Origin of the sequence: Sphingobium sp. C100, assembly GCF_000508185.1 — a bacterium.
GTDB lineage: Bacteria > Pseudomonadota > Alphaproteobacteria > Sphingomonadales > Sphingomonadaceae > Sphingobium.
This window is the reverse complement of record NZ_AYOY01000190.1, coordinates 1-23,778: the sequence shown is the minus strand read 5'-3', so window position 1 is coordinate 23,778 and position 23,778 is coordinate 1. Positions and strand designations below refer to the sequence as shown.

The following is a 23,778-nucleotide window of genomic DNA, read 5'->3' as shown; positions in this document are numbered from 1 at the left end:
CGCGCCGCGCAACTCGCTGGTCGATCCCGCGCTCGAAATCACCGCCGGGCGCTGACCGGGCAACGGCGGCGATCGACGCCGCCGGCCTTCCTCTCGCCGAATACCAAAATCGGGATCAGCCACCCCCTCCCTGTCAGGGGAGGGGGCTGGGCGCGATGCATCCGCAGCATCATGGACCCGCCGCGCCCATCCTTCGCAACAAACGGGACATGTGCCGGACGCATATCCGCGCTACCTCGTCTTTGTCAGCGGCATCCTGTGCAGATCCCCCCTCTGCCGCCGCTGGCCCTCCCCTGAACCTCGACCCCCGGCCTCGCGCCGGGGGTTCCTTTTGCCGCCGCGTCGGCCCCGGCCGGCGCGATGATCGTCCCGCCGCGCTCAAACCGGTCGAACCGCCGCACCAGGTCGACTGTTGCATATATCAAACCATGACAATGCCCGTTAGATCCTATTCTGAGATATCAAGTCGTTGACTCCAAAAGCACTCTTGATAGCCTCAATTGGAGGACAAGGAGAATGCAATTGACAAGAAAAAAATTTTTGATCGCCGCAGTGATGCTTGTAGCTCCCCTGTATGTCAGTTCGGCGTCCGCTACTGATTGGGACGCTCTTGACGCCGAGTACGAGCAATGCGTTGCGCGTTACGTGCAAGACGGCTTTGGCAATCCCGACCAAGCTGCTGCTTGGTGCTATCCTCGCATCTATGGTGGCGAGGAATCAGGCGGCGGTACCCCGGACCCTTATCCGCTCCCCGTACCCGGAACCCCCTGCTACGGAAGTTGCGGATTTAACTAACCTATAAACCTGCCGTTAGAAGTGGTGCCAGCTACGTTGTTGGCGCCACTTTATCTCTCATCATCCTTATGCAAAAACACTCGGAGAGACCAGATGAAGGGGGCAGGCTCCGGCCCGGCATCGAAATAGCGCGCGATGGTCCCGTTTGCTGGCACTCCGCCACCTCGCCCGCCGCCGCCTGCCTTCCTCTATGCAGATGAAATTGCGTTCCGCCTGCCCTGTAATACACGATCGCCGATCTCTACAATGTTTCTAAGACTTCCGTGGCTTTCGCTCGGTATCAAGCTGATATATTTCTTCCAGTAGCAAAATGAATCTTCTATATAATTTCGGAAATCAGAGAACAGTAAACATACAAAATCTCTAAATCGTCATTCACTTTACTAAATAGACACCTTATTATCAGCATAAATTCAAGATTATAATTCAACATCTCCTTAGGTGTTACGCCTTACACATTCGCTCCCCTTCAAGCTCCCTATCCCCGGCCGGCGCCATGATCTTGCGCTTCACCACGACCGGCGGGGCAAAGATCATATGCCGGTGCCAGAAGAGCGAAATCTGCCCTGCCTTCCGGCAAATCTGCCGCCGCGCCACCATGAATTTCAACGTCAGCTCCACTTCGTCCGGGTCCGCCCCCGTCAGTTCCAGCGATCGCACCGGACCGGCGCCCAGTTGCTCCAGGATCATGTTTTCCAACGTCATTGTGCCACAATGCTGCGGCCGCTCAGTCCGTTCCGGCTGGAAAATGGTTAACGCGGATCGCGTCCTGCGGATCGAACGTCCTGCCTCTCCTGTCACCCCGACATCGCCCCGCTATTCCCCCGCCGCCGCGCGCCGTCTTCGGATTTCCGCCAGCGCCCGGCGCACCTGCGCCTGCTCCTCGGGCGTAGGCCCGGCGTCGTCGGACGTGCCCCGGATTTTGGCGACCCGTTCGCGATAATGCTGCCACAGCCGCAGCCCGACGCTCAAATTGGGCGCGCGCTTGACCTTGCGCGTCTTGACCGCGCCCTCCCCGTCCAGCGTGATTTCCTCGCTTTCGCTGCCATGCAGCGCCGCGCGCATCAGCATCAGTTCCAGTTCGGCATAGCCCTGGTCCAGCGCCGCGTCCCACGCCCTGGCAAAGGCCGGGTCGCGCCGCCGGCGATCATAGGCGCCCTGCCGGCATTTGCCGACCGCGCGCGCCGCCTCGCTGGCGTTGCAGCTTTCGGCCAGCACCGCCATGAACTCCCGGACCTGCGCCTGCGTCCATGTGTCGCTGCGCTGCTTGCGCTTCTGCACCCGCTTCTGTCCGCCGATCGCCTGCCGCTGCGGCACCAGTTCCCCCTCGCTCGCGCTGCCTGCCATCCCCGCCCCTCCCTTGACCGTGCGCGCATGACAAAAGGGCCGGCTCCTTCCTGGAACCGGCCCCTTGCCATGTCGCCGTCGCGACTCAGATTTTCCCAATATCCACATCTCTGCCATGACAGCGTGACGATGTCAAGCGGAATGTTCCATATAGGTTATTTATCCAGCATCGCCTGAACCAGCGGCGCTTCCTCGCGCAGGGCGTCGGCGACGCTCGGCCGCGCCTTCACCGCCGCCAGCCAGGCGGTCGTGCGGGGCCAGCGCGCCGCGCTCAGCCCATCCGAACAATAGCCGACATTGATCAGCGGACAGGCCGCCGCCAGATCGGCCAGGGTAAAGCGATCCTCGATCAGCCAGCCGCTTTCCGGCAGCGCGCTTTCCAGATAATCATAGATTTTCGGCATCTCTTCCGCTTCGGCCCGGTCCGCCGCCGCCAAGTCCGGCGGCCGCTTCACCATCTTGGCGACCACGCGGTTGAAGAATAGTTTCTGCCCCGCCGCCTGGGCGATCGTATCGCCAAATTCCTCGAACCAGATGGTCCGCGCCCGCGCCTTGGCTTCGGTCGGGATCAGGTTCGGCTCAGGCCGCAGGGCGTCCATATAGGTTATGATCGCGGTGGAATCGCACAGCAGGAAATCGCCATCCTCCAGCGCCGGAATCTTGCCGAAGGGCGACCCGTTGAGATAGCCCTCCTCGCCGCGGCCGAAGCCGGCCGTGCGCACCTCCGCAGCAATGCCCTTTTCCGCGGCAAAGACGATGACCTTGCGCACGAAGGGCGATGGCCTGGCGCCATGGATGATCATAAGTCCGACTCCTCTCTCTCATGGGATGAGCCGGACCATGCCATTCCAGTAGCTGATTGCAACCATCCAGAGAGCGCCGCGTTGGACCGGATGCAGGTCGTGCACCATAAGCTTTTGTTATTGCACGACTTTTGGAGACAATCCGGTTCCCATTTTTCCGCATGATACCCTAATGCGGCGTGACGCCCATCTCCACCCCGGTCTTGTCGTGCAGTGCGAAGCGGTCGATCAGGTCGGCGCTCGCCCGGTTATAGCCGATCACATCGACCTGCCGGCCCTGCGCACGCAGCCGCGCGACGATCTTGTCGAGCGCGCCGACGCCCGAAATGTCCCAGAAATGCGCGGCGGACACGTCGATAGTCACTGGCGCCGCGCCGCTTTCCTCCTGCAAGGCGCGGGTGAAGCGATCCACCGACGCGAAGAAAATCTGCCCGCTGACGCGATAGATCACCCGGCCGCCTTCCTCGCCCCGCTCCACCGCGAACATGCGCTGCACCTTGCCGGCGAAGAAGATGCCCGACAGCAGCACGCCGGCCAGCACGCCCAGCGACAGGTCGCGCGTCGCCACCACGACCACCACCGTCACCAGCATCACCACCGACGATGTCGGCGGATGCCGCCGCAGATTGGCGATCGAATTCCAGCTGAACGTGCCGATCGACACCATGATCATCACCGCGACCAGCGCGGGCATCGGCACCCGTCCGACCCACGGCCCCAGCACCGCGAGCAGGAACAACAGGAACGCGCCCGCGACAAAGGTCGACAACCGCCCGCGCCCGCCCGACGTCACATTGATGACCGACTGGCCGATCATCGCGCACCCGCCCATGCCGCCCAGCAGCGCCGAAACGATGTTCGCCCCACCCTGCCCGACGCACTCGCGGCGCTTGTCGCTTTCGCTGTCGGTCATGTCATCGACGATCTGCGCGGTCAGCAGCGATTCGAGCAGCCCCACCGCCGCCATCGTCACCGCATAGGGGGCGATGATGCGCAACGTCTCCCATGTCAGCGGCACCTGCGGCAGCGCGAAACTCGGCAGGCCTTCGGGCAGCTTGCCCATGTCGCCGACGCTATGGACCGGCAGGCCAAGGCCGATGCTGATCGCGGTCAGCAGCAGGATCGCCACCAGCGGCGATGGCACCGCCCTGGTCAGCCGCGGGAACAGGTAGATGATCGCCAGCCCGCCCGCGACCATGGCATAGGTTTCCCAGCTCACATTTGTCAGCTGCGGCAACTGCGCCACAAAGATCAGGATGGCGAGCGCATTGACGAATCCGGTGATGACGGATCGCGACACGAACTGCATCAGCAGGTCCAGCCGCAACAGCCCCGCAATCCCCTGGAACACGCCCATCAATATGGTCGCGGCGAACAGATATTCGACCCCATGCTCCCGCACCAGCGGCCCCACCAGCACGGCGACGGCGGCGGTCGCGGCGGAAATCATCCCCGGCCGCCCGCCGATCAGCGATATGGTGATGGCGATCGCGACGGACGCATAAAGCCCCACGCGCGGATCGACGCCCGCGATGATGGAAAAGCCGATGGCTTCGGGGATGAGCGCCAGCGCGACGACGATCCCGGCCAGCACGTCATGCCGCGCGGCCGTGCCGGTGCTGAACCACTGCCGGCGGTAGCGGGTAAAAGTCTCGGTCATTTGTCTGAAATTCCACAACAAGGCACATGGCGCCGCGACGGGCGCGTTTTCCCTCAAGATCATGTGTGCTGTTGTCCGGCGGATCGGCGGCCGGAATAGCCACCCGGAATTTCACCGGGTCCAAGCGAATGCAGCGCCCTTACCCGCCCGCCCCGCGACAGGCAAGCCCGCGCGAACGCCCCGCCCGTTTACAGGAGGGGCAGCGAGACCTGAGCGCGCAGCGCTTTAGCCGCAGCGGGGCGGGCCAGCACGGCTGGACGCCCATCGCCCCGATTATTTGCCGTAGCGCCCCTCGGCCACCCATTGCGCGGTCAGCGCCATGGCCGCGTCGACATCCTGCGGGAAATCCACCTCCTGCCAGTCCAGCCCGTCGATCGACACCGTGCCCACGCGATTGCCCTTGGCGATGATGTCGATGGCGCGCAGATACCAGCGCGCCACGCCTTCGGGCGTGCGCATCATCTGGTCGATCTGGTTGCGGAAAATCGCCGGGCCTTCGCCGGTGAAGGCCAGCATCCCGATCGATTCGGCATTGGTGTCGGGCGGCAGCAGCCGCTTGCCGATATGGTGCAGCCGACCGCTCGCGTCTCGGTTCACCTTCATGTCGTCATCATCATATTCGCCGTCGGGCTTCACGTCGACGGTGACGGTGATCGCGTCCTGCGCGCCTGCGATCAGCTTCGCCACAATCTCTTCCGACACGATGGTGTCGCCGTTCAGGATGATGAAGTCCTGCGTCATCTCCTCCCGCACGATCCAGCAGGTGCCCAGATTGTCGGCGACCTGGAAAAAGGGATTGAACACGGTGCGGATGCGCGCGCCGGTCTCGCGATAGAGCTGGAGCGCATGATCCTCGACCCGCTCGGTGCGAAAACCGGTGACGACGACGATGTCGGTCACGCCATTGGCGACCAGCGCGGCGACCTGCCAGCTGATCAGGCTGCGCCCGTTGAAATCGATCATGCATTTGGGAATGTCGCGCGTCAGCGGCAACAGGCGCGAGCCCTGGCCGGCGGACAGGATGATGGCTTTGCTGATGGTCATCGCGGCCCTTTAGGCGGCAATTTTGCCAAAAAAAAGGCGGCTTCAATCTCGGCGCGACTGTCCCTAGATAGGCGCGTGCCGGACGACCGGCGGGGGACAGGAAAGGCCGGCAGTCGAAGTGATGTTCAAACGCAAGCCAGGCGCGGCGGCGGGGGACGGGTTCGCCCGCATCCTGGCCAATACCGGCTGGCTGCTGGGGGGCAAGGGCGTCGGCGCGGTCCTCAGCCTCGCCTATCTCGCCATCGTCACCCGCACGCTGGGCGTCGCCGATTTCGGCCGATTCGCGCTGGTGTTGAGCGCGGCCAACGTCATCAAGACGCTGGTGTCCTTCGACAGCTGGCAGATTGTGGTGCGCTATGGCCAGCCGCATCTGGCGAGCGGCGATGGCGATGCGCTCAACCGCGTGCTGCGCTTCTGCATCCTGATCGACCTGTGCTCCGCCCTGGCCGGCGGGCTGATCGCGGCGGCCATCATCCTGTTTCTGGGCGACACCCTGCAACTGGGGCCGGGCATGGGGCTTCAGGTCTGGCTGTTCTGCATGGTGATGATGGTCACCATCCGCTCCAGCCCCACCGGCATATTGCGCCTGTTCGACCGTTTCGATTCCGCCGCCTTCGCCGAAACCATGATCCCGGTCGGGCGGATGATCGGCGCGCTTGTCGCCTGGATCGTCATGCCCGGCATCACCGGCTTCCTGATCGCCTGGGCCTTTGCCGAACTGCTCTGCGCGCTCAGCTACTGGCGCCTTGCCCTGCGGGTCGGGCGCGGGCGGATCGGGCGCTGGGGCGCGGGCCGGGCGCTGGACGCGCGGCGTGAAAATCCCGGCATCATCGGCTTCCTGACCGCCACCAACCTTCAAACCAGCCTGTCCTCGATCGGCCAGCAGGTCGCGGTGCTGATCGTCGGCGGCTTTGTCGGCCCGGCGGGCGCCGGCCTCTATCGCCTCGCCAACCAGCTCGCCAATTCGCTGACCAAGATTTCCAGCCTCCTCTCGCGCAGCATCTTCGTCGAACTCTCCCGCTCCCATGGCCAGGGCGCGGACGCGCTGGGCGCGCTGTTTCGCCGCACCAACCGGCTGGCGCTGGCGGCGGGCGCGGTCATCATCGGCCTCATCCTGACGATCGGCCATCCGCTGCTGGGCCTGATCGCCGGCCCTGCATTTCTGCCCGCCTATCCGCTGCTGCTGATGCTGGGCGTCGCGGCCTGCATCGACCTCATCGGCGTCAGCTATCGCCCGCTCTTGATGGCGACCGACCGCGCCGGCCTGTCGCTGCGCATCACCTTTCTCTCGACCCTGTTGCTGCTCGGCCTGCAAACCGCGCTGCTGCCGCTCTATGGCACGCATGGCGCGGCGATGGCGAACATCGTCGCCGCGCTCGCCGGGTTCGTCATGATGGGCCTCGCCAGCCGCCGCGCGGTCGCGAAATATTAGCGCGCCGCCAATATCGCCTCGATCAACGTGACATCGGCCGGCTTGTCGGCATCGATACAGGCTTCCGGGCTCGCCATCGCCACCAACCGCGCCGTCAGGCCAAAGCGTCGCCCGATCCGCGCCATGCCGCCGCGCAGCGTCACGATGCGCAGCAGCGCCCCCGCCAGCGCCACCGGGCCAAAGGCGGACAATATCTTCCACCCCTTTTTCCGGTCCTGCTCGACCTCCTGCCACAGCGCGATCACCGGCCGCGCCTTCGCGCTGCCGATCCAGAAGATATTGGCGCCCGACCACCAGCCGTCCCGGAATTTGAGCCAGGTCCGCCGCGATTGGGGATAGCGCGCCAGCAGCGTCGCCCGCTCCACCATGGCGACCGCAATGTCCGCCCCCGCCGCCTCGGCCACGAACTGGTCCAGCATCGCCATGTCCAGCAGCACATGGTCGGCGGTCGTCAGCAGCAGCGGAAAGGACAGCGCCCGCGTCTCGATCAGGTCCAGCAGCGACGATGCGATCCCCTGCCCGCCCCGTTCGAACCGCACGCGCGGATGCGCGGCCAGCCAGGCGGTGGCGGGATCGGCGGCGAAGGCGTCGGCCCGCTGGGTCAGCACGATCACCTCGCCGATGGCCGGATGCGCCAGCAAAGCGCGTGCCGGGCGGTTGATCATCGGCTCGCCCCCAACCGGCGCCAGCGGCTTCACAGGCACGCCGGCGGCCTGCGCCAGCGGATCGGGAATGGGCCGCGCGCCCGCGAGCAGGATGGCGGTGACGGCGGCGGGCGGACGGCTATTCATCGCCGTCCGTTAGCGGAGCGGAACGAGTCCGCAAAGCAGCTTATTTGCCGCGCGCTGCCGGAACCACGGCGTCGGCGCTCGCATCGTCGCCCGCCTGCGCGAACCGCTGGTGCGGCCCGATCGCCAGTCCCTGATAGGCGGCCAGCTTCGCCCGGAACGCCGCCAGTTCGCGCCCGGCAAGCTGCGCCGTCGTGGTGAACTTGACCGACAGCGGATTGACCGTCGCGCCGCCCCGATACAGTTCATAATGAAGATGCGGCCCGGTCGACAGGCCGGTCGACCCGACATAGCCGATCACCTGTCCGCGCCGCACCCGCTGGCCCACCGCTGCTGCGATCCGGCTCATATGGGCATAGCCGGTGGCCAGGCCGCCGCCATGCTGGATGCGGACATAATTGCCATGGCCGCCATGCCGCCCGGCATAGGCGACGACGCCATCGGTCACGGCATAGATGGGCGAACCATAGCGCGCCGCGAAGTCGATGCCCGCGTGCATCCGGGTATAGCCCAATATCGGGTGGCGACGCATTCCATAGCCCGACGACATGCGCCCCGCGACGGGAGCGGACAATACGCCGCGCCGCTCGCCCACGCCCGACGCCTCGAACCATTCGGTGCGGCCGTTGCTCGTCCATTTGAGCATGTCGATCGCCTTGCCCCGCGCGCGCTTCAGGCCCGCATAGAGCAGCTCGCCCACCTCCACGTCGCCCGTCTCGGCCTGCCGATATTCGGTGACGATGTCATAGCGGTCGCCCGCCGCGATCGACCCCAGGTCGACCTGCTTGGCGATCACCCGCAGGAACGCCTGCACCGCCTTGGGCGGGGCGCCGGCCGCGCGGGCGGAACGATAGATGCTGTCGCCGACCACGCCCTGGATGCGCAGCGGGGTAGCGTCCACGCGGATGGGCACCCGCTTGATGGACAAGACGCCGTCCAGCCGGTCCATCGAAACGCCAAGGTCCAGCCGCGCGCGAAAGGCGAGATGGTCGAGCGGGCGCGGCCGGTCGCGGCTGGCGCGGCGGCCCAGCACGATGTCCAGCCGGGTGCCCGGCTTCACGCCGCCGCTGATATCCTCGCCCACCATGCCGGTGACGGTGGCGACGTCGCTGCTGCTGACCCCGGCGCGCGACAGGGCGCGGGCGAGCGTGTCGCTGCTGCCGACCTGGGCGCTCAGTTCGATCTGCGGCCGCTCGGGCGTCTCGCGCAGCGGCTGCACCGCATCGGTCGCGCCCATGCGATGGCCGCTGTCCCCGCCCAGCGCCAGCGGCGTGAGCATCTGGCTGCGCACTTCGTCATAATGGGCATCGCTCAGCGTCGGGCCGGGCGCGCCGGGGACCGGCTGAAAACCGGGCGAGAGGTAAAGGGCGGTGGCGCACAGGCCAAAACAGGTCGCCAGGCCCCGGAACCAGGTGCGGCTGCCGATGCGCTGGCCAAGGTCGGGGACCAGTTCCACATCCTCGGCCCAGTCGCGCAACCGCGTGCGCCAGTCCTGCGGCCGCACGGGCGCTTCCTGCCGCAGCGAATCCGCCAGCCACAGCGACGCGGGCGCGCCACCTTGCTGAAACCCGAACTGGTTTTCCTGAAACAAACCCGCGACCCCCAAGGGCATTGCCACCATGCCGACGCGCCAACCCGCATATGCGTCCGCGCGGCCGTTGTGAACCCTGTTGGGTTAAAGTCAATTTAACATGCTCCGACCCGAGTCGCGCATGGGACGAAGCGAGATGGGCAGGTGGAGCGCACTCCGGCATCACCCCTGTGGCAGCAACAGGCTGCTGTCGCCATAGCTGTAGAAGCGATAGCCCGTCGCGATCGCATGGCGATACACCGCCTGCATCCGCTCCCGCCCCATCAGCGCGCTGACCAGCATGAACAGGGTCGACCGGGGCAGGTGGAAATTGGTCATCAGCCCGTCCACCGCCCGGAACCGATAGCCCGGCGTGATGAAGATGCGGGTTTCGTCGGCGAAGGGCCGGATCACGCCATCGTCCCCCGCCGCGCTTTCCAGCAGGCGCAGCGACGTGGTGCCGACCGCGATCAACCGCCCGCCCGCCGCCCGCGCAGCGTTCAGCCGCTCGGCGGTCACCGCGTCGATCCGCCCCCATTCGGCGTGCATCCGGTGATCCTGGGTGTCTTCCGCCTTGACCGGCAGGAACGTGCCCGCCCCGACATGCAGGGTCAGCGTCTGGGTCAGCACGCCCGCCGCCGCGATGGCCTCCATCAGGTCCGGCGTGAAATGCAGCGCGGCGGTGGGCGCGGCGACCGCGCCATCCTCCCGCGCGAACATGGTCTGGTAATCGCTGCGGTCGCGCGCGTCGGTGGCGCGCTTGCTGGCGATATAGGGCGGCAACGGCATGGTGCCCGCCCGCTCCAGCAGCAGCTCGACCGGCTCCTCGCCCTCGAAATCCAGCGTCACGCCGCCATCATCGTCGCGCGGGCCAGCGATCGCGCTCACCCCCGCGCCGAAATCGATCCTGTCGCCCTCCCGCACCCGCTTGGCGTTGCGCAGAAAGGCCTGCCACTGGCGCAGCCCCAGCCTTTTGTGCAGCGTCGCGCCGATCCGCGCCTGGCCGCGCACCCCTTCCAACTGGGCGGGGATCACCCTGGTATCGTTGAACACCAGCACATCGCCCGCGCGCAGCAGCGACGGCAGGTCGCGCACGATCCGGTCCTCGAACGGCCCCTCGCCCGCCGCCACCAACAGCCGCGCGCTGTCCCGCGGCGACGCGGGCCGCAGCGCGATATTCTCGGGCGGCAGGTCGAAATCGAACAGGTCGACGCGCATGGCGGTTTGTCGGCGCGGACGCCGCCTTACTGACCCGGCGGGGTCAGCGGGCCGGACGGCAGGATCGACGGCGCAGCCGGGGCAGCGGGCGTGATCGGCGCGGTCACCGGCGGCTTGCCGTCGCTTTCGATCGACGCCTGCAGGATCACGGTCGGGTCGGCCGGCGGCTCGCCCTGGTGGATCGCATCGACATATTGCATCCCTTCGATCACCCGGCCGAAGACGGTATATTTCTTGTCGAGCTGCATCCGCGGCAGGAACAGGATGAAGAACTGGCTGTTGGCGCTGTCCTCACTCTGGGCGCGGGCCATCGACACGGTGCCGCGCAGATGCGGCATCGGGTTGAACTCGGCCTTGAGGTCGGGCAGTTGCGACCCGCCGGTGCCATCACCCTTGGGATCGCCGCCCTGCGCCATGAAGCCGGGAATGACGCGGTGGAATTTCAGGCCGTTGTAAAAGCCCTGCCGCGTCAATTCCTTGATCCGCTCGACATGGTTGGGCGCGATGTCGGGGCGCAACTGGATGCGCACCCGCCCGCCGCTCGACAGGTCCAGATCCCAGATATTCTGCGGGTCGGCCGGCACGGTGGCCGGCGGCAGCTTGGGGGCGGTGGTGCCTTCCAGCACCTTGACATTTTCCTGCGCCCGCACCGCCGCTTCCGCCCGCTTCATTTCCTCGGCATTGCCGCCGCCCCCGCCGCCCTGGGCATAGGCTACGCCGGACGCGGTGAGGGCGAGGCCGATCGCCACGGTCTTGAGCGCGCAAGTGAAACGCATGAGGTAAGACTTCCTTGATCTCTTGTGCCGCAGGGGGCCAGTCATCCCGATATCACCGCCCTGATAGCGCGCTGATCGCGATTGGCAACTGAACCCAGGCTGAAACGAACGGGGACCGGGCTTTTTCACCCCTGCCCCTTGCGTCCGATTTCGGTGACCCGCGCCTCCACCTCCGCCCGCACGGCGGGGCTGACGAATTTGTGGATCGGCCCGCCATACAGCGCGATTTCCTTGACCAGGCGCGACGCGATCGGCTGCAACGACACGTCCGCCATCAGGAAGACGGTTTCGACCCGGCCGTTGATCTGCTGGTTCATGCCCGCCATTTGATATTCATATTCAAAGTCTGCGACCGCGCGCAGCCCGCGGATGATGACGCTGGCGCCCTGCGATTCGGCAAAGTCCATCAGCAGCGAGTTGAACCCGCTGACGACGATCTCGGTATCGATGTCCGCGCATTCGCGGCGCACCATTTCCAATCGTTCCTCGTCGGAAAACATCGGCGTCTTGCTGATATTGGTGGTGACGCCGATGACCAGCTTGTCCACCAGCTTCGCGCCGCGCCGGATGATGTCCATATGCCCCAGGGTGATGGGATCGAAAGTGCCGGGGTAAACGCCGATACGCTGTCTGGTCATAGGCTTAGCGGTCCCTTTCCACGATATAGTCGGCGATGGCGCGCAGCAGGTCGGCCTCTGCCCCATGGCCATGGAGATGCGCCTTGGCCTGCGCGACGAGCAGTTGCGCCTGTTCGCGCGCCCGCTCCACGCCCAGCAGCGATACGAAGGTTTCCTTGCCCGCCGCCGCATCCTTGCCCAGCGCCTTGCCGGCCAGTTGCGCGTCCCCCTCGACGTCGAGCAGGTCGTCGGCGATCTGGAAGGCCAGGCCAATGTCGCGGGCATAGCCATGCAGCGGCGTGCGCGCCTCATGCGGCAGGCGCGCCATGATCGCCGCCGCCTCGACACAGACGCAGATCAGCGCGCCGGTCTTGAGGTGCTGGAGCCGGGTAACGGTGGCAAGGTCGAAGCGCGCCTTCTCCGCCTCCAGGTCCATCATCTGCCCGCCCGCCATGCCGGCCGGACCGCTGGCCAGCGCCAGCGCCTTGATCAGTTCGACGCGCACGAACGGGTCCGGGTGCGTCTCCTCGTCCGCCAGAACCTGGAACGCCAGGTCGTGCAGGCAATCGCCGGCCAGGATCGCGGTCGCTTCGTCAAAGGCCTTGTGGACGGTCGGCCGCCCCCGGCGCAGATCGTCATCGTCCATCGCCGGCAGATCGTCGTGGATCAGCGAATAGACATGGATGCACTCGATCGCCAATCCCGCCCGCAGCGCCGAATCGCGCGAGATGTTGAACAGGTCGCAGGCCGCCTGCACCAGCAGCGGCCGCAACCGCTTGCCGCCGCCGATCGCGGCATGGCGCATCGCCTGATACAGGCGCCGGCGCGGATCGTCGGGAATGGCGAGCAGCCGGTCGAACATGGTGTCGATGTCGCCCGCCACCTGCGCGGCGCGCGCCGTCACATGGGCGGCAGCGGTGGGATACGCCCCCCCGGTCATGGCGGGTCAGTCCGCGCCGAAGGGCTGGGCGCCGGTCACCGCGCCATTGGCGTCGACCGTCAGCTTCTGGATGCGCGCCTCGGCCGCCTGCAACCGTTCTGTGCAGCGTTTGCGCAGTTCCTCGCCCTTCGCATAGAGCGAAATAGACTCGTCGAGCGGCACGTCCCCGCTTTCGAGGCGGCGCACAATCTGTTCCAGCGCGCGCAGCGCATCCTCGAAGGACAGGGTCGCGGGATCGGGGTTGGATATATCCTCAGCCATCCCCCTGCATTGACCGCGCCCAGCCTCATGGTCAAGCCCGCAGGCCGCAATCACCCGGCAATAAGGCGTTTGTCCGCCCGATCGTCATGAAACAGTCATGACGTCATTTCACGGACATGGCGGGTAAGCCGCTCTTTTGCGTTGACGCAGCATGTTGCACATGCACATAAAAGGATCGCTATGAAACAATATTTCCCCCTCCTCGCCGTCGCCAGCGTCGCATTGCTGTCGGCCTGCAACAAGAATGACGAACCCGAAGTCGTGGGCGGCCCTGCCGACCCGATGGCGGCGGAACTCGCCAACGCCGCGCCGGTCGAGCTGCCGCCGTCGGTCAAGGACAACAAGCAGTATCGCTGCAAGGACAACAGCCTGATCTTCGTCGACTTCATGACTGACGACAAGACGGCGAACCTGCGCATGGAAAAGACCGGCGCCCCCACCAAGCTGACCGCGCCGGAAGCCGGCCAGCCCTACACCGCCGAAGGCGGCTATGAGGTGTCGGGCCAGGGCGACGAAGTGACGATCTCCGTCCCCGGCAAGAACGCCCAGGCCTGCCACGTCTGATCGAACCTTTTTCCTGCACAACCAAACCGGGTCGGACCTTCCCTAGGGTCCGGCCCTTTTTCTTGTGCAACCCGCGTGGCGATCGGCAACCGCCCCATCCCCCTGCCCGCCCCCCTGCGCTCACGCGGCCATTGTGAATCCCCCGCGCCCTCGCTAAAGGCGCGCACATGTCCAGCACCGCTACCCAGATCACCCCGGAAATCGTCGCCGAACATGGCCTCAGCCCGGAAGAATATGACCGCGTCCTGAAGGCGATCGGCCGTGAGCCGAACCTCACGGAATTGGGCATTTTCTCGGTTATGTGGTCGGAACATTGTTCCTACAAATCGTCCAAGATCCATCTGATGAAGCTGCCGACCACCGGCCCCCAGGTGATTTGCGGCCCCGGCGAAAATGCCGGCGTGGTCGACATCGGCGATGGTCAGGCCGCCATCTTCAAGATGGAAAGCCACAACCACCCCAGCTATATCGAACCCTATCAGGGCGCGGCGACCGGCGTCGGCGGCATATTGCGCGACGTCTTCACCATGGGCGCGCGGCCGATCGCCAACATGAACGCGCTGCGCTTCGGCCGGCCCGACCATCCCAAGATGCGCCACCTCATCAGCGGCGTGGTGCGCGGCATCGGCGGCTATGGCAATTGCGTCGGCGTGCCGACCGTTGGGGGCGAGGTGAATTTTCACCGCGCCTATGACGGCAATATCCTGGTCAACGCGATGACCGTGGGCATCGCCGACACCGACAAGATTTTCTACAGCGCCGCGTCCGGCGTCGGCAACCCGATTGTCTATGTGGGGTCCAGGACGGGCCGCGACGGCATCCACGGCGCCACCATGGCGAGCGCGGATTTCGGCGACGACGCCGACGCCAAGCGCCCGACCGTTCAGGTGGGCGACCCCTTCACCGAAAAGCTGCTGATCGAAGCCTGCCTCGAACTCATGGCCTCCGACGCGATCGTCGCGATCCAGGACATGGGCGCGGCCGGCCTCACCTCCTCCAGCGTCGAAATGGCGTCGAAGGGCGGCGTTGGCCTTCACCTCAAAATGGACGACGTGCCGCAACGCGAAACCGGCATGACCGCCTATGAAATGATGCTGTCGGAAAGCCAGGAGCGGATGCTCATGGTGCTGAAGCCCGGCCGCGAGGATTTCGCCCAAGCCATTTTCCGCAAATGGGAACTCGACTTCGCCGTCATCGGCCACGTCACCGACACCGGCCGCATGGTGCTGGAGCACAAGGGCGAGATCGTCTGCGACATCCCCCTCGCCCCGCTTGCCGACGACGCGCCGCTCTATGATCGTCCCGCGATGGCGAAGGCCGATTATCAGGTCTGGGCCGCCGTGCAGCCGCTCGGCGACATTCCCCAAAGCACCGACATCGGCGCGGACCTCATCAAGCTCATGGCCAGCCCTGACATCGCCAGCCGCCGCTGGATCTGGGAACAATATGACCATATGGTCGGTGCCGACACGGTCCAGCGCCCCGGCGGCGACGCCGCCGTCGTGCGTGTCCATGGTTCGAACAAGGGCATCGCGATCAGCACCGACTGCACCCCGCGCTATTGCTATGCCGACCCTTATGAAGGCGGCAAGCAGGCAATCGCCGAATGCTATCGCAACCTGAGCGCGGTCGGCGCGACGCCGCTGGCTGTCACCAACTGCCTCAATTTCGCGAACCCGCAGCGCCCGGAAATCATGGCCCAGCTCACCGGCTGCCTCGAAGGCATGGGCGACGCCTGCCGCGCCTTGGACTTCCCGATCGTGAGCGGCAATGTGTCGCTCTATAATGAAAGCAAGGCGACGGGCGGCGGCAGCGCGATCCTGCCGACCCCGGCAATTGGTGGCATTGGCTTGCTGGCCGATGTTGATGTCATGGCGACGGTGGCGTTCAAGAATGAAGAGGAGCAACTTCTTCTCATCGGTGGGGAAAGCGGTCATCTAGGCCAATCGATTTGGCTGCGCGAAGTGCATGGCCTTGAGGCTGGCGACGCACCCTCAGTTGATCTCACGCAAGAGCGCAAGCACGCTAACTTCGTCTGCAGCCTCATCACTGACGGGCTGGTAAGCGCCGTACATGACGTATCGGATGGCGGCCCTCTCGTCGCAGCGACCGAAATGGCACTAGCTGGCGGTATTGGTTTCGTTAGCCTCCTCGGCCTTACCGCTGGAGAGGCCTTTGGCGAAGACCAAGGCCGCTATATAGTCACTGCGACCAACGACAATGCCGCACGTATCCGCCGCAGCGCCGAAGAAGCAGGCATTGTCGTCGTCCAGGCAGGTTATACCTTTGGCTCAGCCGTCGTCTTGGACAAGAGCTACAGCATCCCCCTTACCGACCTGCGCACCGCGCATGAAGGCTTCTTCCCCAAGCTGATGGACAGCGAACTCTAATCCCAACATCCTCGTCGTCCCCGCGAAGGCGGGGACCCAACTATCCCCATCCACCTTGATAGGCGTCGCACGATCGGGTCGCCCCAAATCGCCCCCTCATTGCGCAACCGCACGCCAGCCGCTTGATGCGCCATGGGTTCCCACTTTCGTGGGAACGACGGGTGGTTTAGGCTGGGCAAATGCGCGTCCGTCAGCCCTGCGTTTACATCTTGGCCAGCCAGCGTAACGGCACGCTCTACATCGGCGTGACCTCCGACCTGATCACGCGCATCGATCAACATCGTATCGGGGCGGTGCCGGGCTTTACCCATGATTATAGCGTCAACCGCCTGATGTGGTTCGAACAGCACGGCACGATGGACGAGGCGATCCGGCGCGAAAAGCGTTTGAAGAAATGGAACCGCGCCTGGAAGGTCGCCCTGATCGAAGAGCGCAACCTGCACTGGGACGACCTTGCCATCCCGCTCGGCTTCGAGCGCCTTCCCGACTGATCCCGCGCGAGGGCAATGCAGCAAGTTAAACCGTCGGCCGCGTCACCCGGCCCAGCAGCAATTCATAGCTGTCTTGGCCGCCCGCTGCGTCATAGGCGGCCATTACCCGGCGCAATGCGCCAGCGTCCAGCGGATGCCGCCCCTCACCCGGCACCACGGCGCCGATGCCCTTAAGGTGCCCCAGCAATGCCTTTGCCCCGACGCTATCGAGCGCAACCGTCTCATCAAATGCAAAGGCATCCTCGAACCCCGCCAGCATCGCCCGCAGTTCGGCCAGCGTGGGATAGTCCGGCACCCCGCTCGTAACGCCGCAGGCGACATGCGCCGCGCGCCATTGCGCGAAACTGCCCTGCCCCATGGTGGAAAAGATCAGGCTCCCCCCCGGCCGCAGCAAGCCCGCCAGCCGCGCGATCGCGCCGGCCAGATCGTCGAACCACTGGAACGCCAGGCTGGACAGGATCAGGTCGAACCACGGCCCCTCGAACAGCGGCGCTTCGCCGTCCATGGTCAGGAACCTGCCCGCCACCAGCCCGCCGGCCGCCGCCTGTTCCAGCATCCGGGGCGACAGGTCGGTCGCCACCAGTTCCGCCCCCGGCCAGCGCGCCTGAATGTCCCGCGTCAGCAATCCGGTGCCGCAGCCAATTTCCAATATGCGCGTCACATCCGCCGGCTTCTGCCGCTGGGCCAGGTCCGCCACCAGCTTCGCGGCAAAGCGCTGCGGCCCGGCATGATCCTCATAATGCGCCGCCGCCGCGCCGAATGCGTCGCTTATCCGTTGCTTGCGGCCCTCAATCATGGCTAGGCCCCTTGGCAGAGCCGCGCGCCGCTTACCAGTGTCTTCAAGGCCAGCATCTTCAAGGATTTCCTGCCCATGACCGTCTCTTCCCGCATCCCCGCCATGGACGTGCTGCGCGGCTGCGCGGTGATGGGCATATTGTGGATGAACATCACCGCCTTCGCCCTGCCGCAAAGCGCCTATTCCAACCCGGCCGCCGCCGGCCCGCTGTCGGCGGGCGACATCGCCTTCTGGGCCAGCAGCCTGATTTTGGTCGATGGCAAGATGCGCGGCCTGTTCGCCATGTTGTTCGGCGCATCCATGCTGCTGCTGATCGACCGGGAGGAAATGGCCGGACGCAACGGCGCGCGAACGCAGATGGTGCGCGCCGGCTGGCTGTTCGTCATCGGCGCCGCCCATTTCCTGCTGCTCTGGTGGGGCGACATATTGATGCTCTACGCCTTGGTCGGCCTCGCCGCGCTGCCCTTCGTCCATCGGGAGCCGATAGCGCTGGTCAAGATGGCCTTCCTCCTGTTCCTGCTGCATTTCCTGCTGGTCGCGGGCTTTATCGGCAGCCTCTATGCATGGAGCCACGCGCCCGGCGATCAGGCCGGTTTCGCAACCTTCATGGCCTCGCTGTCCGATCCGGCAAGCCCCGCGATCCAGCAGGAAATCGCCCTGCATCGCGGCGACTTCATCACCCTGCTGCTGCACAAGCTGGCCGGCTTGCCGGGCGACTGGCTCTGGGGCTTCCTGTTCACCGCGCTCGAAACGCTGGGCTTCATGCTGCTCGGCATGGCCATGCTCAAGGGCGGCTTCCTGACCGGCCGGTGGCCCGCCGAGCAATATCGCCGCACCGCGCGCCATTGTTTCCTGATCGGCGTGCCGCCCATGATTGCGCTCGCCCTCTGGGTCTGGTGGAGCGGCTTTGCCCCGCTCGTCACCTTCGGGACCGCGCTCGCCTGGTCCTTCCCCTTCCGCATCCCCCTCAGCGTCGGCTGGGCGGCGCTCATCCTGTGGCTGCTCGCCCGTTATCCCGGCCATGACTTGGTCGACCGGCTCGCGGCGACGGGACGTCTGGCGCTCAGCAATTATCTGGGCACCAGCCTGGTCATGACCACCATCTTCTACGGCTGGGGCCTGGGCAATTTCGCCCATGTCCGCCCCGCCGCCCTGCCGCTGTACGTGCTGGGGGGCTGGGCGGTCATGCTGCTCTGGTCGGGATCTTACGCCCGTCGATTCGCGATCGGCCCGGCGGAATGGCTGTGGCGCAGCCTGAGCCGGCGCCAACCGCAAAAGATTCGCAAGAGCGGCTGATTACTATTGCGACCTATTATCAAATGCGCTATCTCCTGCCCATCAGGAGAAGAGCTTCGATGGTCGTCTGCGTTTGTAATGCGATTCGGGAAAAGGATGTGCGGGAAGCCGCGCGCGACGGGGCGGACACGCCGTGCAGCGCCTATGCCCGCTTTGGTCGCCGCCCCAAATGCGGCCAGTGCGTTTCCTTCGCCCGCACCATCATCGCCGCCGAACGCGCATCTGTCTGACAAGACTGCAAATCATCCGCAGCGGACCCGCGCGAACGGGACGCAATAGCGCAGCGTAAAATCCCGTATTTTCAAGGCTTTTCGGCTTAACAGCGTGATGCCGAAACGATATGATCCGCCGTTCCATATCCGCCGGAGAATAACGCCATGAAGGGCGACGCCAAAGTCATCGAATATCTGAACGAGGTCCTCAAGAATGAGCTGACCGCGATCAACCAATATTTTCTCCATTATCGCATGTTGCATCATTGGGGCATCGAAAAGCTCGCCAAGTTCGAATATGCCGAATCCATCGATGAGATGAAACATGCCGACAAGGTGGCGGAGCGTATCCTCTTCCTCGACGGCCTGCCCAATTTCCAGCTTCTGGGCCGCCTGAAAATCGGCGAGACGGTGGAGGAAATCCTCAAGTCCGACCTCGAACTCGAATATGAAGCGCTGCCGGTGCTGCGGGACGCGATCGCCTATTGCGAATCGATCCGCGACTATGTCAGCCGCGACCTGTTCCAATATATTCTCGAAAGCGAGGAGGAGCATGTCGATACGCTGGAAACCCAGTTCGAAATGATCGAACGCATGGGCATCCACAATTATGTCCAGCTCCAGAGCAAGGCCGCCGAAGAATAAGCCTGCATCGGGCGAGGCCACCGCTCCGGCGGCGCGCCTCGCCCCAGCCCTCATCCGACGTTACAGCAACGCCTCTAGCAGCCCGATCAGCGGCAGGTCCGCCGGCGGCATGTCCAGCGCATACATCTGCGCCGGGCGCAGCCATGTGAGCGCGGTCGCATGGCGCGCTTCCGGCACGCCGCGCCATTTGCGGCAGACATAAAGCAAGAGCAGCAGGTGCCGGTCGCCCAGCGGCGCGCTGGCGAAAGTCGCCGGCGCCAGGCAGCTTTCCTGCGTGCCGATCCCCAGCTCTTCCTCCAGTTCGCGCACCAGCGCAGCTTCGGGCGTTTCGCCCGGCTCGACCTTCCCCCCCGGAAACTCCCACAGGCCCGCCATCGCCTTGCCCGGCGGCCGTTGCTGCAACAACACCCGCCCGTCCGCATCGACCAACGCTACGGCAACCACGAGCAGGGGAGAAAAAGGCGTCATATCCGTCCGGTCACAAGCAGTTTGTTAACCCTCGCCGCTTTACACATCCATCGGGGACTGTCTGTAGCGAACTGGGGAAGTCATGCGCGGGCTTATCGAATATTTCGCCCGACTGGGGCTGCGAGGATGTGAGCGGGGCGCGACGGCCGTCGAATATGGCCTCATCCTCGCCATGATCGTGCTCGCCATGATTGTCGCGCTTTCCAATGTCGCAAACAAGACCATCAACATGTGGGATGATGTCGAAAACAAGGTTACCAATAATTAACTCTAAACATTTGACACTCACCCCATCGCATTAAGTGTTTTTCAACTGTGTCCCGCTACTTCGATCTCAGCTGACCACGAATTACCAAGCGGGGCGGCCGGGTAGTTTAACGCGAATATCCATTCAAGGAGACGTCACATGCAGTTCATCCGTAAGATGCTGAAGAATGAAAAGGGTGCCACCGCGATCGAATACGGCCTGATCGCCGCTCTGATCGCCGTCGCCGCCATTGGCGCCATGACCAGCCTGGGCGGCAACCTGACCAACACGTTCAACAGCGTCAGCGACAACATGAAGTAAGCTTCGGCTTATTTCGCGGAAAAAGGCGGCGGACACCATGTCCGTCGCCTTTTTCATTTGCCCGTCATCACCGGACGATCTTCACCCGCTGCCCCGGCCGCACTATGGCGTTGGCGCTCAGCGCATTGATCGTCAGGAAACGTTCGAGCGGATAGTCGGAATAACCCATATGGCCGCTCAGCGACTGCACCGTGTCGCCGGCCTTGACGGTAACGACATCGACCCGGTGCGCTTTGATCGCGGCTGCCTCCTGCGCCGACAGGCGCTGCACTGACTGAACCATGGACGTGAACGGGCCGATCCCTCGCCCCGCCGGTGTCAGCAGCAGGAAATGATAAGCCTTCCCGTCGCCGAAATCATAGGCGAAGACGGTCGCATCGACCTGGCTCGACTGGCTGGTCGCGCGCACCGTGCGCCACGCGGCCGGGATGCCGTTGACGGTCGTCCGGCTGACCTGCCCCGTCGGCACGCCCGTCCCATCGCCCAGCGCGGCGAAGACGCTGTCGATATAGGCGGCCAGATCGCCGCGATAGGCCGCAGCGCCGAACTGCGCCTGCCCACCCGATCCGGTGATCGACACCGCGTCGGTCCCGTTCTCCATGCCAAAACCGCTGGGCGCGGCAAAGCTCAGCCGCAGCGCCGGATGGCGAAAACGGCTGCCCTCGATCACGCCCTGCTTGGGATCGTCTCCATAAAGCACACCGTCCAGCGCGTTCAGAAACGCGTCGCGATTACGCGCCGTGCTGGTCGAACGGGTCGCCTGCGCGCCACGCGCCGCCCGCTCCACGCGGGACGCCGGATCGGGATGGGTGCTCGCCCATTCGGGCATCGATCGCGCGCTGCCTGCGACCTGCGCGTCCAGATTGCTTTGCGCCGCCAGCGACGCCAGCATGTCGGACAAGGCGCGCGGATCATAGCCGCCCGACGCCAGATAGCGGATGCCCAGATCGTCCGCCTCATATTCCTGGCTGCGGGAAAATTTGAGGGTCAGGAGCTGGCTGCCGGTGCCGATCCCCTTCTGGATCAGGCCGGCAAAGCCCGAATCGCCCAGCAAGGCGCCAGTCAGCGCCTGAAGCAAGGCGCCGCCAATGGCGTTGCGCTGCGCCGCCTGCTGCCGCCGCTGGCCATGCCGGGCCGCGACATGGCCCACTTCATGGCCCAGCACCCCGGCCAGTTCCGCCTCGTCGTTCATCAACGCCATCAACTGGCGCGTCACATAGATATAGCCGCCGGGGATGGCGAAGGCGTTGTTGACCGGCGAATTGAGCAAGGTGACGGTGAAGTCCCCCTGCGCATTGGACAGGCCGGACTGGACCGCGATCCGCCGCCCGACGCTCTCCACATATTTTGCCTGCGGCCCCGCATAAGCGCCGCCAAATTCCTTGAGCAGTTCAGGATGCTGCTTTGCGCCGCTCGCCTTGTCCTGACTGCTGATCGACGTCACCGTGCGAATCGCGCGCTGCTGCCCGATCACCGCGGGCGCGCTCAGCGCCACCGCCAGGGCCGCGCCCGTGCAGCCCAGCTTCAGCTTCCAGTTCATCCGTTCTCCACCCTTCGCCGTTACCGTCACGAAACGATGCGTCATCGCCGGGCGTTCCCAAAAAGATGCACGAAGGGACTTATCGCCCCTTCGAAATTGCCGCCGCAATCCGATGATCCCACTTCGTCCTTGCGGGCGCAGCGAAACAAAGACGATGCCGGTTCAACGCATCCGAAACTAGGCGCCGATCGCCAGGAACTTGTCGGCCCGGTCGGTGCGCAACGCCTGGGCGTCCAGCCCGTCGAGCGAATTCAGTTCCGCTTCGATCGCCGCGCCCAGATTGGCGATCGCCTCGACCGGCTCGCGATGGGCGCCGCCCACCGGCTCCGACACGATCCGGTCGATCACACCCAGCGATTTCAGATGCTGCGCCGTGACCTGCATCGCGGTCGCCGCGTCGCTCGCCTTGTCGGCGGTGCGCCACAGGATCGATGCGCAGCCTTCGGGGGAGATCACCGAATAGACGGCATGTTCGAACATCAGCACCCGGTTCGCCGCCGCCAGCGCGATCGCGCCGCCAGAGCCGCCCTCACCCACCACGGCCGCGACCATCGGCACGCCCAGCTTCAGGCACGCCTCGGTCGAACGGGCAATGGCTTCGGCCTGACCGCGTTCTTCCGCCTGCACGCCGGGGAAAGCGCCCGACGTATCGACCAGGCTCACGACCGGCAGGCCGAAGCGGTCGGCCAGTTCCATCAGGCGGATCGCCTTGCGATAGCCTTCGGGCTTGGCCATGCCGAAATTATGGCGCACCCGGCTGGCGGTGTCGTCCCCCTTTTCATGGCCGATCACCATCAGCTTGCGCTCGCCCAGCGTCGCGAATCCCCCGATGATCGCCTGATCGTCGGCAAAGGCGCGGTCGCCGGCCAGCGGCATGAAATTGTCGAACATCCCCGCGACATAGTCCTTGAAATGCGGACGATCGGGGTGCCGCGCGACCTGGGTTTTCTGCCAGGGCGTCAGCTTCGCATAGGTGTCGATCAACAGCTTGGCCGCGCGCTGTTCCAGCGTCGCAATCTCACCGTCGATATTGATGTCGCCCACGCTGGCGGTGGCGCGCAGTTCGACGATGCGCGCTTCCAGCTCCGCGATCGGCTTTTCAAATTCCAGAAAGCTTACCATGGCGGATGGCGTTAAGGCGATGGCGCGTCGTCGTCAACGCGGGGATGCGCGATCCGGGGCGTCATCGTCGCCAGTGGATGGCGTTGATTGACCAGTTCGACCAGCCGTCGGCTGTCGACATGGGTATAGATTTGCGTCGTGCCGATATCGGCATGGCCCAGCATCGACTGAAGCGCGCGCAAATCCGCACCCCCTTCCAGTAAATGCGTCGCAAAAGCATGACGTAGCACATGCGGGCTGACCCGGTCGGGCGGAATGCCGGCGGCGGCGGCCATCGCCTTGACCAGTTGATAAAGGCGGATGCGGCTCAAATGGCTCTTGCCCGATGGAAAGAGCCAGGGGCTGTCCGCCGGCACATGGGGCAGCCACGCCGCCACCGCGCCCCGCGCCCGGTCGGAAATCGGCACCAGCCGCTCGCGCGCGCCCCTGCCGCGC

26 protein-coding genes and 1 other annotated feature are annotated in these 23,778 nt (G+C 65.1%); of the genes, 9 read left to right on the top strand and 17 right to left on the bottom strand.

Going from position 1 to position 23,778, the window contains the following annotated elements; all coding sequences use genetic code 11:
* Positions 1-1,239: 1,239 nt before the first annotated feature.
* The 5 genes from C100_RS44220 to C100_RS44200 all read right to left on the bottom strand — a co-directional run bounded on the left by C100_RS44220 (position 1,240) and on the right by C100_RS44200 (position 5,649).
* Positions 1,240-1,500, bottom strand: a complete 261-nt coding sequence (locus C100_RS44220) for a hypothetical protein (RefSeq protein ID WP_024021582.1) — start codon at positions 1,498-1,500, stop codon at positions 1,240-1,242.
* A gap of 111 nt (positions 1,501-1,611) precedes the next feature.
* A complete protein-coding gene (locus tag C100_RS44215) occupies positions 1,612-2,142 on the bottom strand; it encodes a hypothetical protein (protein WP_024021581.1) in 531 nt (176 codons plus the stop codon).
* Positions 2,143-2,297: 155 nt separating this feature from the next.
* Positions 2,298-2,945: a glutathione S-transferase family protein gene (locus tag C100_RS44210; RefSeq protein ID WP_024021580.1), complete on the bottom strand. Its 648-nt coding sequence runs from the start codon at positions 2,943-2,945 to the stop codon at positions 2,298-2,300.
* A gap of 169 nt (positions 2,946-3,114) precedes the next feature.
* On the bottom strand, positions 3,115-4,605 hold the full coding sequence (locus C100_RS44205) for a SulP family inorganic anion transporter (RefSeq protein ID WP_024021579.1): 1,491 nt from the start codon (positions 4,603-4,605) through the stop codon (positions 3,115-3,117).
* Between the two features lie 69 nt (positions 4,606-4,674).
* Positions 4,675-4,730, bottom strand: a sequence feature (sul1 is cis-regulatory element that is thought to sense ions involved in sulfur or methionine metabolism; They are found in Alphaproteobacteria).
* A gap of 148 nt (positions 4,731-4,878) precedes the next feature.
* Positions 4,879-5,649: a phosphocholine cytidylyltransferase family protein gene (locus C100_RS44200; protein WP_024021578.1), complete on the bottom strand. Its 771-nt coding sequence runs from the start codon at positions 5,647-5,649 to the stop codon at positions 4,879-4,881.
* 121 nt (positions 5,650-5,770) lie between these two features.
* On the opposite strand from C100_RS44200, the gene C100_RS44195 reads away from it, so the two are divergent.
* Positions 5,771-7,081 carry a lipopolysaccharide biosynthesis protein gene (locus tag C100_RS44195; protein ID WP_024021577.1) on the top strand — a complete coding sequence of 437 codons (1,311 nt, stop codon included), beginning with the start codon at positions 5,771-5,773 and terminating at the stop codon, positions 7,079-7,081.
* On the opposite strand, the gene C100_RS44190 is transcribed toward C100_RS44195, so the two are convergent.
* The 7 genes from C100_RS44190 to C100_RS44160 all read right to left on the bottom strand — a co-directional run bounded on the left by C100_RS44190 (position 7,078) and on the right by C100_RS44160 (position 13,251).
* The gene (locus tag C100_RS44190) at positions 7,078-7,872 is read right to left on the bottom strand and encodes an NTP transferase domain-containing protein (protein WP_024021576.1); all 795 of its coding nucleotides are present in this window, start codon (positions 7,870-7,872) and stop codon (positions 7,078-7,080) included. The genes C100_RS44195 and C100_RS44190 overlap by 4 nt on opposite strands.
* A 40-nt stretch (positions 7,873-7,912) precedes the next feature.
* Positions 7,913-9,481 carry a M23 family metallopeptidase gene (locus C100_RS44185; protein WP_031310189.1) on the bottom strand — a complete coding sequence of 523 codons (1,569 nt, stop codon included), beginning with the start codon at positions 9,479-9,481 and terminating at the stop codon, positions 7,913-7,915.
* Positions 9,482-9,622: 141 nt separating this feature from the next.
* Positions 9,623-10,657, bottom strand: coding sequence for a tRNA preQ1(34) S-adenosylmethionine ribosyltransferase-isomerase QueA (gene queA / locus C100_RS44180; protein ID WP_024021574.1), 1,035 nt, complete (start codon positions 10,655-10,657; stop codon positions 9,623-9,625).
* 26 nt (positions 10,658-10,683) lie between these two features.
* Entirely contained in the window at positions 10,684-11,433 is a 750-nt protein-coding gene (locus C100_RS44175) for a peptidylprolyl isomerase (protein WP_024021573.1), read from the bottom strand.
* A gap of 125 nt (positions 11,434-11,558) precedes the next feature.
* Positions 11,559-12,071 (bottom strand): pantetheine-phosphate adenylyltransferase, encoded by a 513-nt coding sequence (coaD, locus tag C100_RS44170; protein WP_024021572.1) that lies wholly within the window; start codon positions 12,069-12,071, stop codon positions 11,559-11,561.
* Positions 12,072-12,075: 4 nt separating this feature from the next.
* Complete coding sequence (locus C100_RS44165; protein WP_024021571.1) at positions 12,076-12,990, bottom strand: polyprenyl synthetase family protein; 915 nt, start codon at positions 12,988-12,990, stop codon at positions 12,076-12,078.
* A gap of 6 nt (positions 12,991-12,996) precedes the next feature.
* Positions 12,997-13,251: an exodeoxyribonuclease VII small subunit gene (locus tag C100_RS44160; RefSeq protein WP_024021570.1), complete on the bottom strand. Its 255-nt coding sequence runs from the start codon at positions 13,249-13,251 to the stop codon at positions 12,997-12,999.
* Between the two features lie 180 nt (positions 13,252-13,431).
* On the opposite strand from C100_RS44160, the gene C100_RS44155 reads away from it, so the two are divergent.
* The 3 genes from C100_RS44155 (at position 13,432) to C100_RS0125360 (ending at position 16,696) form a co-directional block, all read left to right on the top strand.
* On the top strand, positions 13,432-13,815 hold the full coding sequence (locus tag C100_RS44155; RefSeq protein ID WP_024021569.1) for a hypothetical protein: 384 nt from the start codon (positions 13,432-13,434) through the stop codon (positions 13,813-13,815).
* Between the two features lie 167 nt (positions 13,816-13,982).
* Positions 13,983-16,205 carry a phosphoribosylformylglycinamidine synthase subunit PurL gene (gene purL, locus C100_RS44150; RefSeq protein WP_024021568.1) on the top strand — a complete coding sequence of 741 codons (2,223 nt, stop codon included), beginning with the start codon at positions 13,983-13,985 and terminating at the stop codon, positions 16,203-16,205.
* A 179-nt stretch (positions 16,206-16,384) separates the two neighbouring features.
* Positions 16,385-16,696, top strand: a complete 312-nt coding sequence (locus C100_RS0125360) for a GIY-YIG nuclease family protein (RefSeq protein WP_031310187.1) — start codon at positions 16,385-16,387, stop codon at positions 16,694-16,696.
* 25 nt (positions 16,697-16,721) lie between these two features.
* On the opposite strand, the gene C100_RS44145 is transcribed toward C100_RS0125360, so the two are convergent.
* Positions 16,722-17,492, bottom strand: coding sequence for a methyltransferase domain-containing protein (locus C100_RS44145; protein WP_024021567.1), 771 nt, complete (start codon positions 17,490-17,492; stop codon positions 16,722-16,724).
* Between the two features lie 75 nt (positions 17,493-17,567).
* On the opposite strand from C100_RS44145, the gene C100_RS44140 reads away from it, so the two are divergent.
* The 3 genes from C100_RS44140 (at position 17,568) to bfr (ending at position 19,645) form a co-directional block, all read left to right on the top strand.
* A complete protein-coding gene (locus C100_RS44140; RefSeq protein ID WP_031310185.1) occupies positions 17,568-18,788 on the top strand; it encodes a DUF418 domain-containing protein in 1,221 nt (406 codons plus the stop codon).
* A 59-nt stretch (positions 18,789-18,847) separates the two neighbouring features.
* Positions 18,848-19,018, top strand: a complete 171-nt coding sequence (locus C100_RS44135) for a (2Fe-2S)-binding protein (protein ID WP_024021564.1) — start codon at positions 18,848-18,850, stop codon at positions 19,016-19,018.
* 147 nt (positions 19,019-19,165) lie between these two features.
* The gene (gene bfr, locus C100_RS44130; protein ID WP_024021563.1) at positions 19,166-19,645 is read left to right on the top strand and encodes a bacterioferritin; all 480 of its coding nucleotides are present in this window, start codon (positions 19,166-19,168) and stop codon (positions 19,643-19,645) included.
* Between the two features lie 60 nt (positions 19,646-19,705).
* On the opposite strand, the gene C100_RS44125 is transcribed toward bfr, so the two are convergent.
* Complete coding sequence (locus C100_RS44125; protein ID WP_031310184.1) at positions 19,706-20,113, bottom strand: (deoxy)nucleoside triphosphate pyrophosphohydrolase; 408 nt, start codon at positions 20,111-20,113, stop codon at positions 19,706-19,708.
* 82 nt (positions 20,114-20,195) lie between these two features.
* Here C100_RS44125 and C100_RS44120 point away from each other — a divergent pair, with 82 nt between their 5' ends.
* A complete protein-coding gene (locus C100_RS44120) occupies positions 20,196-20,381 on the top strand; it encodes a Flp family type IVb pilin (protein ID WP_024021561.1) in 186 nt (61 codons plus the stop codon).
* Positions 20,382-20,519: 138 nt separating this feature from the next.
* Complete coding sequence (locus C100_RS44115) at positions 20,520-20,681, top strand: Flp family type IVb pilin (RefSeq protein WP_024021560.1); 162 nt, start codon at positions 20,520-20,522, stop codon at positions 20,679-20,681.
* Positions 20,682-20,748: 67 nt separating this feature from the next.
* Here C100_RS44115 and C100_RS44110 read toward each other — a convergent pair whose 3' ends face one another.
* From C100_RS44110 to C100_RS44100, 3 genes are all read right to left on the bottom strand, one after another.
* Positions 20,749-22,221 (bottom strand): M48 family metalloprotease, encoded by a 1,473-nt coding sequence (locus tag C100_RS44110; protein ID WP_052028381.1) that lies wholly within the window; start codon positions 22,219-22,221, stop codon positions 20,749-20,751.
* A gap of 177 nt (positions 22,222-22,398) precedes the next feature.
* Complete coding sequence (locus C100_RS44105; protein ID WP_024021558.1) at positions 22,399-23,343, bottom strand: acetyl-CoA carboxylase carboxyltransferase subunit alpha; 945 nt, start codon at positions 23,341-23,343, stop codon at positions 22,399-22,401.
* Between the two features lie 11 nt (positions 23,344-23,354).
* Positions 23,355-23,778 (bottom strand): tyrosine-type recombinase/integrase (locus tag C100_RS44100; RefSeq protein WP_024021557.1); only part of this gene is annotated, 424 nt, incomplete at its 5' end.